The sequence below is a fragment of the Bacillus sp. FSL M7-1345 genome (assembly GCF_038006985.1).
Classification (GTDB): domain Bacteria; phylum Bacillota; class Bacilli; order Bacillales; family Bacillaceae_G; genus Bacillus_A; species Bacillus_A cereus_U.
In genome coordinates this window covers 673,432-686,948 of record NZ_JBBOWG010000001.1, presented here as the reverse complement: position 1 = coordinate 686,948, position 13,517 = coordinate 673,432, and the positions used below count along the sequence as shown (strand labels likewise).

Below are 13,517 nucleotides of genomic sequence, written 5' to 3'. Positions count from 1 at the left end.
CTCATTCTCCTTTACTTATAAAATTCATAATGGATGATACAAAGACTTCCACTCCAATTGGTAATGCGTCTTCGTCAATTGTAAAACGAGGATGGTGATGCGGATATATAATTCCCTTCTCTTCATTGCCTGCCCCAATAAAAAAGAATGTCCCTGGTGCCTTTTGTAAAAATGCTGAAAAATCTTCTCCTGCCATCGTTGGTTGTAAACGAACAACCTTTTCTCTTCCATACAGCTGTAATGCCGTATGTTCAATAAGCTCTGTAACTTCATAATCGTTCACAACTGGTCGATATCCATACTCATAAGAAAATGTATACTTAGCACCGTAGGATTCTGTAATATGTTTTACAATCCTTTCAAGCTTCTTCTTTGTTTCTTCTCTTAATTCATGCCTTAAACTTCTCACTGTCCCTTCAATCTCCGCTTGTTCCGGGATAACATTATGAGTTGTCCCAGAATGAAATTGTGTAACAGATACTACGAGAGAATCTAACGGATTCGTGAGGCGAGATACAATTTGCTGAATTTGCGAAACAACTTGTGCACCAATGGCGATACTATCAACTGTTTCATGCGGAATTCCAGCATGCCCACCTTTTCCCTCTATCGTAATTTTAAAAACGTCCGGCGCCGCCATCGCAGGACCATAAATTACACCTACTTTTCCAACCTCTAATGACGCCCAAAGATGAGCACCAATAATGTAATCCACACCTGCCATCACTCCTGCTGCGACCATTTCCTCTGCACCGCCCGGAAAGTTTTCTTCTGCATGTTGAAATAAAAAGCGAATCTCTCCTTTAACTTTCTCTCTTCTCTCTACCAACTTATGTACTACACCAAGCAATATTGCCATGTGACCATCGTGACCACACGCATGCATCACACCTGGATATGTAGAAATAAAATCAAACTTATTTTCTTCATGAATAGGAAGAGCATCCATATCAGCACGAACCGCGATAGTTTTACCAGGCTGCTTACCAATTAACCTTGCCATTACACTATATTTAGTAGGCCTTGAGACTTCTAAATACGGGATTTCCCGAAGTATGTCGAATACAAATTGAGATGTTTTCTCCTCTTGAAAAGATAACTCTGGATACTTATGAAAATGCCTTCTCCACTCAATCAACTGATCCTTTGATAAAACAAGTTCCTTTGCGACATCCATTTCTCTTCTCCCCTTCTTCACCAAGTTAAATGTTATTATAGCGTGAACTGTTAACTTTTAAAAGAATCTTCAGAATTTTCTATAATAAATATTCAAAAATAAAAAGCCATCTCAAGATGACTTTTCATTTTATAAAATAGTAATCGCTTGTTTCCCCATTTGCTCCCACGCCTTTTCAAATTCAGCACGAGGAACAGCTTTTCGTGGATTGTTTGCAAGAGGATCATTTACGTATACAAAGTTTTGATCATATCCAATTACTACAACACTATGCTCATAATATGTAATTTTCACTTCACCTGAACTCGTATTCCATGTTTCAAAACTACTTTCAGCTAATGGTTTAAACGTTGTATTAATAATTACCCATACCGGAGAACCAGAACTAATTACTTTATATAGATCTTGCACGTCTCTGCCCGTTAAATTAATTACTTTTTCAGGAACATACTTTTCTGCTAAATTAAAAATTGGTTGATTATATACACCGTATCCTCGCTCAGCTTTCGTATAAATATTTCCAACGAATCCCTCATAAGGATTTCCATGCAAACCATTTTGTTCAAATGGGACGCGATGAATCTCACTAGCAAGTTGCATCTTATCTACTTGTACACCTTTATGTTGCAGTAGCATAGCTAAACTTGTCACTTCACAACCTCTAGGTAATTCAGGTAACTGTCTAATAAACGGAACCTCTGTAATCATTGCACTTTCTTTCATCTCAGAGAAAAGGTCTAACCGTAATTCTTGTGCCTTTCTCATAATTTTATCTTTCTCGAAAAAAAACACGACAGCAAATATAATACCGAAAATAAAAATATATTTTAACTTTTTCATCATAAACCAAACTCCATTATATCAATTATTTAAAGGCGCAACTTCTATCATTGTACCTTTCTTCTTACTAGTTTGCTAGAAAGATTCTGTGAATTATTATTCACAAATATCATCGTAAAATTCTAATTTTTTCGATAAAAAGAAAAAATGATATGCTTTTTCAGAACGTTTTACTAACAACAAAATTATTAACATAGTGAAAGAATCGCGTTTCCTTCACTATGTTAATAAACATTCTAAGGTATTTAGTCATAGTTAGTTTTTCCTTTACATACTCATTTCACAACAAAATAAACCGAGTATGTTTTTCACCCCGCTAATGATTAAAAGTACCGAATGAAATCTAATTAACACATACAAAAAAATATGGGGGGAGGGGCATATGAATCAACAAGTAGAACAAGCAGATTTAAAATACCGTACACCACTTTATCCAATAGTTCCAATCGTAGCTTTCTCATTCAATTTCCTTACATTTGTTAGTTTAGCCTTTATTCCAGATCAGAGAATTTCTCTGTCTTGCGGGATTCCATTTATAATCATTTGCTACATTTTATACCAAATTAAACATTCGGAAAGTTGTCACATTTGAACAAAAAAGAAATATAACCTAGGTAACAGGTTGAATATACTAAAAATTCAGTAATCTTTCTTATGATAAGATAATTTTTTTCTATTTATTGGATATGTTGGTATAACTTTATTTATCTTAAAATTCTCACAATAACGTTTTTATCTGGAAAATAGTTTACAATGTTATCAAGTTACAAATGATATTCACCTTAAAAAGCGTGCATTTGTGTCTATTTTTTAACAATATAATAAAAACTATTGCCAACTATAAATTAATAGGTTTATATTGTTTTATTGGCATAGTTTCAATCCAAGGAGAAAGGAGATTTTCAATCGTGCAACTAAAGAAAGCATTTTGGAAGTTGGCTTCGCTTCTTCCGTTATCATTAGTTCTGTTCCTCGGTGGCTGTGATAAAAAACTAGCAGTATTAAACCCGCAAGGACCTGTTGCAAAGGCACAGTATGATTTAATTGTTTGGTCATTCTTGCTTATGTCATTAATTATCGCAATTGTATTCATCTTGTTTACAGTCATCTTGATTCGTTATCGTGAAAAACCAGAGAATATGGACTATGAGCCACCTGATCAACACGGTAACACATTATTAGAAATCATTTGGACGATTATTCCTGTTATTATCGTTATCGCATTATCGATTCCAACAGTTAAAGCAACTTATGCTTCGGAAGAGGTTCCGCAAGAGTCCAAACATATTAAACCAGTTGAAATTTATGTTACATCTGCAAACTGGAAATGGTTATTTAGTTACCCGGAGGAAAAAATTGAAACCGTTAACTATTTAAACATCCCAGCTGGTGTACCAATTCAATTTAAACTGACTTCTGTAGGTCCAATGAATGCTTTCTGGGTACCAGAACTTGGTGGTATGAAGTATACAATGGATGGCATGATCATGGACTTATATTTACAAGCTGACAAACCAGGTTCTTACCTAGGTCGTAGTTCGAACTTCTCTGGTGAAGGATTCACTCACATGGAGTTCGAAGTTGAAGCAAAAACAAAAGAAAAGTATGACAAGTGGGTAAAAGAAGTACAAGAAACTGCTCCTAAACTAACAGAAGATAAGTACAACGATATTGTTAAACCTGGTGTAGTTGGTCGTATGACATTCTCTAGTCATCACTTAAGTTATGTAGATCCAAAATCACTTGAATATTGTGATTACAACTACTACAAAAACAAAAAATAATAGCTATTATTCCAACAGATTGGAGTGAACACAGTGAAGCTTGATGAATTTTTTGTCACAGGTGACCCGATTATTTACGGAGCTGACGCATCTATCGTTCTTGTGACATTAGCGATTCTTTTCGTACTAACAAAGTACAAAAAATGGAGATGGCTTTGGGATGAATGGTTAACAACTGTTGACCATAAAAAAATAGGAACCATGTATATTATCTCTGCCGTTATAATGTTATTCCGTGGTGGTATGGACGGTTTAATGATTCGTGCCCAGTTAACATTCCCAGATACAACATATTTAAACGCTGAACACTATAACGGAATCTTTACAACACATGGTACAGTTATGATTCTTTTCATGGCGATGCCCTTCGTTCTAGGATTAATGAACGTCGTTGTACCATTACAAATTGGTGCTCGTGACGTTGCATATCCGTTCTTAAATGCTTTAAGTTTCTGGTTATTCTTTATTGGAGCAATGTTATTCAACATCGCTTTCGTAATCGGTGGTTCTCCAGACGCTGGGTGGACTTCTTACTTCCCAATGGCGGGTACAGAGTTTACTCCTGGTGTAGGAAATAACTTCTACGCAATCGCCTTACAGATTTCAGGTCTTGGTACGTTAATGACAGGTATTAACTTCCTAGTTACTATTTTAAAAATGCGTACACCTGGAATGAAATTAATGAAAATGCCAATGTTTACATGGTCTATTTTAATTACATGTGTAATCATTATTTTCGCTTTCCCAGTATTAACAGTAGCTCTTGCATTAATGACATTTGACCGTCTATTTGATGCTCACTTCTTTACGATGGCGAGCGGCGGTATGCCAATGCTCTGGGCCAACTTGTTCTGGGTATGGGGTCACCCTGAAGTATATATCGTTATTTTACCGGCATTCGGTATTTTCTCTGAAATCATTAGTACATTCTCACGTAAACGTCTATTCGGTTACAGTGCGATGGTATACTCAATGGTTGCAATTTCTTTACTAAGTTTCGTCGTATGGCTTCATCACTTCTTCACGATGGGTGCAGGTCCAGCGGTTAACTCGTTCTTCTCGATTTCGACAATGGCGATTTCGATTCCAACCGGTGTTAAAATATTTAACTGGTTGTTTACGCTGTATAAAGGACGTATTCGTTTTACAGTTCCAATGCTTTGGTCATTGGCATTTATTCCAAACTTCGTAGTTGGTGGAGTTACAGGGGTTATGCTTGGAATGGCAGCAGCTGATTATCAATACCATAACAGCTACTTCCTAGTCGCTCATTTCCACTACGTATTAATCGCAGGTACAGTATTCGCTATGCTTGCTGGATTCACATTCTGGTATCCAAAAATGACAGGTCATATGCTAAATGAACGCCTTGGTAAATGGACATTCTGGATCTTTATGAGCGGATTTAACATCTGTTTCTTCCCAATGTACTTCCTAGGTTTAGATGGTATGACTCGTCGTATGTACACTTACTCTGAAAGCCTTGGATGGGGTTGGTTGAACCAAATCGCATCTGTCGGCGCAGTAATGATGGGTATCGGATTCGTAATTCTTTGTTACAACGTAATTTGGAGTGCACGTCACGGTGAACGTGACACAACTGGAGATCCATGGGATGGCCGTACACTTGAATGGGCAACTCACTCTCCTGTACAACATTACAACTTCGCGAAACTTCCTGAAATTAAAGAAGCTGATGCTTTCTGGTTCATGAAAAAACGCGGAGAAACAATTACACCAACAGCAGATGAATTAAAACCAATTCACATGCCAAGTAATTCTGGTGTGCCTATTATTATGTCTGCATTCTTCGGTCTTGCAGGTTTTGCATTAGTATTTAGCTGGTTCTGGATTGCAGCAATCGGTGGTATTGGTATTTTAGGTTGCTTAATCTATCGTTCATTCGATTATGATGATGGCTACTACGTAAGCATTGAAGAAATTAAAGAAACAGAACATATAGCATGAGAGGTGAAATGACATGGCGGCTTTAGATAAAAGCTTACCTTTGGAATATCAATCTGAACAAAGCAGATTGAATATCCTAGGATTCTGGATTTTTCTTGGGGCTGAAATTATGCTGTTCGCAACACTTTTCGCCTCTTATCTAGTCCTTGCTGGTCGTACGGCTGATGGCCCAACACCAGCGCAATTGTTTGAAGTTAAAACACTTTTAATTCAAACACTGTTACTTTTAACAAGTAGTTTTACATGTGGTATCGCAATTCACGAAATGCGTAAACACAATCAAAAAGGAATGTTAGCTTGGTTTATCCTGACTTTACTTTTAGGTGCAGGCTTCCTATTCTTTGAAATTGAAGAATTCATTTTGTACGTTGGTGAAGGCGCAACTATTCAAACAAGTGCTTTCTTATCTGCATTCTTCGTTCTTCTTGGAACGCATGGTGCCCACGTAACAGGTGGTATCATTTGGGCAACTTGTGTTATTATCCAAATTTTAAAACGAGGTTTAACACCAGTTACAGCTCGTAAAGTATTTATTATCAGCTTATACTGGCATTTCCTTGATCTTGTTTGGGTCTTTATTTACACACTAGTTTACTTGAACGGGATGGTGGCGTAAATGGATCAAAATAACAATCAAGCAAATGCGCATAGCGGATTCCCATGGTCACACGTTTTCGGATTTATTTTATCGCTTGCACTAACGTTTCTAGCGTTATACGTGGCACTTTACACAAACCTGCCACTTTCAACGATATTAACAACTATCATCATCATGGCAGTTGCGCAAGCGTTATTACAATTAATTATGTTCATGCACTTAAAAGAAGGAGAAGGAAGCATTCAAATTCTTACAATGATATACAGTTTCTTCGTTGCAATTGCAACAGTTGGTCTTACTGTATGGATTTTCTTCTCAATGTAATTTGCATGAAAAGACTGCTGGGATTCCTCAGCAGTCTTTTTTTATTCTCTCCCCTATTACATCCACATTACGGAATTAACAACAAAATCACGGAAAATATACTTATTATGACAAATGTTAAGAAAACTCTTTCTTTATGAAATCGAATCCATATGCGTTGCTTTTCTACCTATTATATGGCTAAATAGGTACTATATTTATTTGAAGGGAGAGAACGCAGTGGAACATCATTCTTCTGTTCTATCACTGATGGTTGTTGTCGCAATCACGTTTTTCGTTCCCCTTTTGTTACAGCGCTTTAAATTAAAAGCACTTCCTGTCGTTGTTGCAGAAATTATCGCAGGAATCTTTGTAGGTAAAAGTGGATTTAACATCATTGAGCCAGATATGTGGCTTCAAGTCTTATCAACACTAGGGTTTATCTTCCTAATGTTTTTAAGTGGTTTAGAAATTGACTTTTCGATCTTTAAGCAAAAAGGGAAAAAGAATACGACAAACGAACCAAACACATTCCAAGCAGCAAGCATTATCTTCTTATTTATTTTCATTTTATCTTATGCCCTATCATTACTATTCGTATGGCTAGGATTCGTAGACAATGCAATGTTCATGACTTTAATTATTTCAACTATTTCTTTAGGTGTCGTTGTGCCCACATTAAAAGAAAATAACTTAGGAAAAACCGCAATCGGGCAAATCATTTTATTAGTCGCTGTTATTGCAGACTTAGTTACAATGATTTTACTCGCGGTATTCGTCGGATTAAATTCCGAAAGTGGCCAAAGTATGTGGCTTCTACTTCTTCTATTCGGTGCTGGTATTGTAATTTACTTTGTCGCAAGACGTTTTAAAAATATTCCATACCTAGAAAGCCTAAAAGCCGGTAGTGTACAAATTGATACACGAGCTGTTTTTGCACTCATCTTAATATTAGTTGGATTATCTGAATCTGTTGGGGCAGAAAATATTTTGGGAGCCTTTTTAGCAGGTGTACTCGTATCTTTATTATCACCAAATGAAGATATGGTTGAAAAGCTTGATTCCATCGGATATGGTTTCTTCATCCCTATTTTCTTCGTAATGGTTGGTGTAAATCTAGAAGTATGGTCTATTTTTAAAGAGCCTTCTAGTATGCTAATGATCCCAATTCTAATTGTGGGACTCTTTATTTCAAAACTGTTGCCATCACTCGTCTTACGAAAATGGTACCCACGCAATATCGTACTCGGAAGTGCCATTTTGTTAACATCAACACTTTCTTTAGTTATTGCGGCTGCACAAATCGGTGAAAAGCTAGGCATCATTAGCCCAAGTTTATCAGCATCTCTTATTTTAAGCGCAGTTATTACTTGTATTTTTGCACCTATATTATTTAACAAGATGTTTCCAAAAGTGGAAACACCAAAACCGAAAGTATCTATTATTGGTGCAAGCAGAATTACCCTTCCGCTATCACTTGATTTAAAACGTGAAGATTATGACGTAACACTATATATGATACGTCATAATAAAATAAATGATGAGGAAGCGAAATCTCATGACTTCCCTATTGTAAAATTAGATGAGATTACTATTCAATCTTTAATGGAACAAAAAGCTTTCGAAGCAGACCGTGTTGTTGTTGCGACAAGTGATGATGAACAAAACTTATTATTAGCAGAACACGCAAAAGAATTAGGTGTTGAACACGTCATCGCAAGTGTAGAAGATCCCCTTCTACAAGAAAAGGCGACTCAAGAACATATCGCTGTATTCTCGACTATTAACTCTACACGTATTTTATTACGTGCACTTATTGATAAACCAAGTCTCGTTCGCTTAATTACAACAGCAAATGAAACGGTGCGTGAGGTTGCACTACGAAGTAATAAATATAACGGCTTAGCACTTCGTCGCCTTCCGTTTTTAGGTGATGTACTTGTCATTCAAATTTACCGTGGTAATAAAGCGTTAATACCACATGGTGATACGAAGTTACAGTATGGCGATACTTTACTTGTAACGGGTTCAAAAGAACATATTGATACAATGAAAAATATATTAGAGTAGAAAATGCCCCTCACATAAATGAGGGGCATTTTTTCATTTTCATATGGTAAAATGTTACTATCACGTATTATGGGGATGAATAACATTATGTCTATTTCAACTTTAGCTCTCTTATTATTAGCAGAAGTACTCGTCGCCATTATTCTCATCGGTATTAGCATTGAAATTTGTAGCTACGGATGGAAAAAATCAAATGGAATTAAGTACTTTTGTCTCTTATTTTCACTCCTTCTCGGAACCGCTAGCATACTAGGACTTCTCGTTGCACCCGCATATTTCTTCTTACAACTTATAGAAAAAGGCTTATAAGAAAGGATGATATTATGATTACAGTGAAACATATTGATGCATCTGAAACATACTTATTACGCCAAAAGGTTTTGCGTCCCAATCAATCATTAGCAGATTGTAAATACGATTCAGATTACGAAACAGACGCCTTTCATTTAGGTGCATTTCTACATGATGAACTTGTTAGCATCGCCTCCTTCTCTAAAGAAATACATCCTGATTTACAAGCTGGTACCCACTATCGTCTACGAGGAATGGCAACATTACCTAATTTCCGAAACCAGCATGCTGGCAGCTCCTTAATTCGTAAAGCTGAACAAGTCCTCCAAGAACGCGAAGCAAATATTCTATGGTGTAATGCCCGAATTACCGTAGCCGATTATTACAAACGATTAGGTTTCCATGAGCATGGTGAAATCTTCGAGATTGATCCAATAGGACTACATAAAGTAATGTATAATGAAATATAAGAAAAGCTTTCTGCATATTGCAGAAAGCTTTTCTTATATTTCATTTTCACTTTTTATTTTTTTCATATATATGTATATAAACAAACTAGGAATTAAAAAGCAAGCAAACATAATAAGTCCTGTTATACTAATTTCCTTTATCGAAATATCTGGTGTTACAATGATACAAATAGCTAAAATACCAATAACAATACCTACTGGAATGAATAATAGCTTCATGAAATAACTACGAGATACTCCCCCTGTATGCTCATACACTTCCACCGAATTTTTTAAGTTTAAAAAGTTAATAACTATTATCCCGCCCATAAATACCATTAATAAATCCGAAACACTTTCATATCCTGCCCCTTGCAAAACATAACGGTAAAACACGATACTTAGTATGACAATATTTTGTAAGATGAAAGCTAGTCTAATATGCTTTAACCCCTCGATCATTAAACGTTCATCTTTCACGATTTTCACCCTATCACTCCTTTTCCTCCCAAAACAAATCATTCAATGTTTTATCTACCGCATAACAAATTTTCAAACATAAATCTAAAGATGGATTGTATTTCCCCTTCTCAATTAAACTAATCGTTTGCCTTGTAACGCCTACTTTTTCTGCTAATTGTTGCTGTGTTAAATCTAACTGAACACGCGCGACTTTTATTTTACTTACAGCCATTCATGTTCCTCCTCTATCTTTATTGTAACATATATATGTCATTAAGTAATTTATACTTTACAAATTCGGTTTAATTTTCACCTTATCCCGCTATTTGTGGGCAGTAAAACTCCCACCTCAAAAGTCGGCAGGAGCAAAGAAGTTAGGTGAGAGTCGGGCTGCCCGTAAACGCCCGATTGGTGAGGGCTGATAATCAATGGGGATGAACAAAATCCCCACTGATTATAGTTTCACTTTATTATACACAAAAAAGGGGCCTCTCATAAGAAGCCCCTTTCTATATCTATATTATAAGAATAAATGACATCCAAATAAAATGGTAAATAAGTATAGTAACGGATGTACTTCCATTCCTTTCCCCTTCACAATTTTTAAGATTGGATACACTAAAAATCCGATTGCAATTCCATTCGCAATACTAGATGTTAACGGAATACCAACGAAAATTAAAAATGCTGGTAATGCATCTTCAAACTCATCCCAATTAATATCACGAATGCTTTGTGCCATTAAACTCCCTACTATAATTAGTGATGGGGCTGTAATAGCCGCTACATTTGATAAAGAAGCAATAACAGGGCTAAAGAATGCCGTTATAATCGTTAAACAAACTACTACAATACCTGTCAATCCAGTTTTACCACCTGCCGCAATTCCAGCTGACGATTCAATTGTCGCTGCTGTCGGGCTTGTCCCAAAGATAGAACCTGTCGTCCCGCCAATTGCATCTGCAATGAACGCCTTACCAAAGCGCTTTTCAGTGTTATCTGTATTTAAACCTGCTTGTTTAATTAAACCAAGTAACGCACCTGTTGTATCAAATAAAAGTACAAGTAAGAATGAAAAAATAACCCCATATAAACCGTATTGAATTACATCTGAAAATGCATTGATAGGGTTTGAAACAATAATTCCTTCTGGTAAATGTGGCATTGCGACAATGTTATTTTCAAACTTTAATTGCCCTGTAAAGAAAGCAATAATCCCTGTCACAATCATACTAATAAACAATGCACCACTAACACGTAATACCATTAATACCGCCGCTAACACTAAACCAACTATTGTTAAAATAACAGCCGGTGAATGAAAGTCTCCGATTGTAACTAAGTTAGATGGATGTTCAACGATAATACCCGAAAGTCGCAATCCAATAAAAGCAATAAATAATCCGATTCCACCTGCAATTGCATGTTTTAAACTGTCAGGAATTGCGACAATTAGCTTTTGCCTAAACGAGGTGAAAGATAATAAAAGAAAAATAATACCTGTTACAAATACTGCCGAAAACGCAATGACATATGTAATCCCCTCTGCCTGTTGAACAACAGAATAAGCAAAATATGCATTCATTCCCATAGCTGGAGCAATAACAATTGGATAGTTAGCTAAAAACGCCATACATAGCGTTCCAACAACTGTCGCAATAATAGTTGCTGTAAATGCTTGATCAAATGGTACACCTGCATCAGATAATATTTTCGGATTGATGACAAGAATATACGCAAATGTAAAAAAAGTTGTGATGCCAGCTAAAATTTCTTGCTTCACAGAAGTGTTATACTTTTGTAATTGAAACATACTTATGTACCCTTCCTACACCTGAATTATTATCACACATTCTTTTCTTATTAGTATGTGAGAAAATGTAATACTTAATCTTAACAATCAATAAAAAGAAGAGTCAATATATTCTCTAATAGTTAGAATTTTAAGTTTAAGTCTGACAAATACAGATGTAGTACAGTTTATTATGATTATTTTTGTAGCATAACAGATAGAAATGTTTTATAATTTGAAATAGTTAAATATTTAGTGGATTCATTCAAATATTGTTCACTCTACAGGGGGTATTCTTCTTATGCAGCAAACAAACAAATCTGAAAATTTAAACCGTGGCTTAAAACAAAGGCATATTACTTTAATGTCTCTCGGTTCAGCTATTGGCGTTGGACTATTTTTAGGATCAGCTTCCGCTATTAAACTAGCTGGCCCATCTATTTTACTAGGCTATATGATTGCCGGACTCGTTATTTTCTTCATTATGCGCGCACTCGGAGAAATGGCAATTGAACAACCGGTTGCTGGCTCTTTTAGTAAATATGCAAATGATTACATCAGCCCACTAGCTGGGTATATTACAGGCTGGAATTACTGGTTTTTATGGGTTGTTACTTGTATGGCGGAAATTACAGCAGCAGGCATTTACATGCAGTACTGGTTCCCTGATATCCCGCGCTGGACTTGGGCATTACTAGCTCTTTTATTAATGAGTGCTTTCAACTTCTTATCTGTGAAAGTATTTGGAGAACTTGAGTTTTGGTTTGCTCTCATCAAAATTGTCACAATTATCTGTATGATAGTGATTGGCTTTGGTATTATTCTATTCGGATTTGGAAATGGCGGCGTTGCAACTGGTATTTCAAATCTTTGGGAACATGGGGGCTGGTTCCCAAATGGCTTCTCTGGATTATTACTTTCCTTACAAATGGTATTATTCGCTTATTTAGGAGTCGAACTTATCGGAGTTACAGCTGGTGAGGCTCAAAATCCGAAAAAGACACTCGCAAAAGCAATTGATAATGTATTTTGGAGAATTTTAATATTCTACGTTGGAGCTCTATTCGTTATGATGGCAATTTACCCTTGGAACGAACTTGGCGAAAAAGGAAGTCCCTTCGTGCTAACATTCCAGCAAATTGGTATCGCAAAGGCAGCGGGCATTATTAACTTTGTTGTTTTAACAGCAGCTCTTTCTTCTTGTAACGGTGGTTTGTTTAGTACAGGCCGTATGCTATTTACATTAGCACAACAAAAGAAAGCACCCGAAAGATTCGGTCGTTTAAATAAAAACGGTATTCCGAGTCAAGGAATTATCGCAACAGCAATCGTGTTACTCGTTGGCGTTATATTAAACTATCTTGTTCCTGCAAAAGTGTTTACATGGTTAACTAGTATTTCAACTTTCGGCGCAATTTGGACTTGGGGTATAATATTAGTCGCTCAAATTAAATTCCGTAAAGGATTACAATCTAATAAAAAGGAAAAACTAACATATAAAATGCCTTTACACCCATTAAGTTCATATTTCTCACTCGGCTTCCTTGTACTTGTACTAGGTATAATGGCTTATTCAGAAGATACACGAATCGCATTAATCGTCGGTCCAATTTGGCTTATCGGCTTGGCTATCGTGTATTACATGAAAGGGTTCCATAAACTTGATGAATCATCTAATTCAAAAATTAGTTAAGTCCACGATCTCTTCCTACTTTACTAGGGAGAGATTTTTTCATTATTCGCGCAAATATTTCTCAATCTAATTAACGTTATCTTTACACTA

At 36.1% G+C, this 13,517-nt stretch carries 13 protein-coding genes and 1 pseudogene; 9 read left to right on the top strand and 5 right to left on the bottom strand.

Annotation, left to right across the window (positions count from 1 at the left end; translation table 11 throughout):
• Position 1: 1 nt before the first annotated feature.
• Positions 2–1,177 (bottom strand): amidohydrolase, encoded by a 1,176-nt coding sequence (locus tag MHB76_RS03455; RefSeq protein ID WP_078173802.1) that lies wholly within the window; start codon positions 1,175–1,177, stop codon positions 2–4.
• Between the two features lie 129 nt (positions 1,178–1,306).
• Complete coding sequence (locus MHB76_RS03450) at positions 1,307–2,017, bottom strand: C39 family peptidase (protein WP_033710649.1); 711 nt, start codon at positions 2,015–2,017, stop codon at positions 1,307–1,309.
• A 406-nt stretch (positions 2,018–2,423) separates the two neighbouring features.
• Between MHB76_RS03450 and MHB76_RS03445 the strand changes: the two are divergent.
• The 8 genes and pseudogenes from MHB76_RS03445 to MHB76_RS03410 form a co-directional block, all read left to right on the top strand.
• Positions 2,424–2,631, top strand: a pseudogene (locus tag MHB76_RS03445) (amino acid permease); the annotation flags it as partial.
• 294 nt (positions 2,632–2,925) lie between these two features.
• On the top strand, positions 2,926–3,801 hold the full coding sequence (locus tag MHB76_RS03440; RefSeq protein ID WP_002159258.1) for a cytochrome aa3 quinol oxidase subunit II: 876 nt from the start codon (positions 2,926–2,928) through the stop codon (positions 3,799–3,801).
• A gap of 33 nt (positions 3,802–3,834) precedes the next feature.
• Positions 3,835–5,769 (top strand): cytochrome aa3 quinol oxidase subunit I, encoded by a 1,935-nt coding sequence (gene qoxB, locus MHB76_RS03435; RefSeq protein WP_002159259.1) that lies wholly within the window; start codon positions 3,835–3,837, stop codon positions 5,767–5,769.
• A 13-nt stretch (positions 5,770–5,782) separates the two neighbouring features.
• Complete coding sequence (gene qoxC, locus MHB76_RS03430) at positions 5,783–6,385, top strand: cytochrome aa3 quinol oxidase subunit III (protein WP_002029841.1); 603 nt, start codon at positions 5,783–5,785, stop codon at positions 6,383–6,385.
• On the top strand, positions 6,386–6,691 hold the full coding sequence (qoxD, locus tag MHB76_RS03425) for a cytochrome aa3 quinol oxidase subunit IV (RefSeq protein WP_002159260.1): 306 nt from the start codon (positions 6,386–6,388) through the stop codon (positions 6,689–6,691).
• Between the two features lie 219 nt (positions 6,692–6,910).
• A complete protein-coding gene (locus MHB76_RS03420; protein ID WP_078173803.1) occupies positions 6,911–8,740 on the top strand; it encodes a monovalent cation:proton antiporter family protein in 1,830 nt (609 codons plus the stop codon).
• Between the two features lie 18 nt (positions 8,741–8,758).
• Positions 8,759–9,049, top strand: coding sequence for a DUF4022 family protein (locus tag MHB76_RS03415; protein WP_002114192.1), 291 nt, complete (start codon positions 8,759–8,761; stop codon positions 9,047–9,049).
• Positions 9,050–9,063: 14 nt separating this feature from the next.
• Entirely contained in the window at positions 9,064–9,501 is a 438-nt protein-coding gene (locus tag MHB76_RS03410; RefSeq protein WP_078173804.1) for a GNAT family N-acetyltransferase, read from the top strand.
• Between the two features lie 33 nt (positions 9,502–9,534).
• Here the strand turns inward: MHB76_RS03410 and MHB76_RS03405 are convergent, their stop codons facing one another.
• The 3 genes from MHB76_RS03405 to MHB76_RS03395 all read right to left on the bottom strand — a co-directional run bounded on the left by MHB76_RS03405 (position 9,535) and on the right by MHB76_RS03395 (position 11,755).
• A complete protein-coding gene (locus MHB76_RS03405) occupies positions 9,535–9,969 on the bottom strand; it encodes a hypothetical protein (protein WP_078173805.1) in 435 nt (144 codons plus the stop codon).
• A 4-nt stretch (positions 9,970–9,973) separates the two neighbouring features.
• Positions 9,974–10,174 carry a helix-turn-helix transcriptional regulator gene (locus MHB76_RS03400; protein ID WP_000301182.1) on the bottom strand — a complete coding sequence of 67 codons (201 nt, stop codon included), beginning with the start codon at positions 10,172–10,174 and terminating at the stop codon, positions 9,974–9,976.
• A gap of 288 nt (positions 10,175–10,462) precedes the next feature.
• Positions 10,463–11,755: an NCS2 family permease gene (locus MHB76_RS03395; RefSeq protein WP_078173806.1), complete on the bottom strand. Its 1,293-nt coding sequence runs from the start codon at positions 11,753–11,755 to the stop codon at positions 10,463–10,465.
• Positions 11,756–12,035: 280 nt separating this feature from the next.
• Between MHB76_RS03395 and MHB76_RS03390 the strand changes: the two genes are divergently transcribed.
• Positions 12,036–13,427 carry an amino acid permease gene (locus MHB76_RS03390; protein WP_078173807.1) on the top strand — a complete coding sequence of 464 codons (1,392 nt, stop codon included), beginning with the start codon at positions 12,036–12,038 and terminating at the stop codon, positions 13,425–13,427.
• Positions 13,428–13,517: the final 90 nt, after the last annotated feature.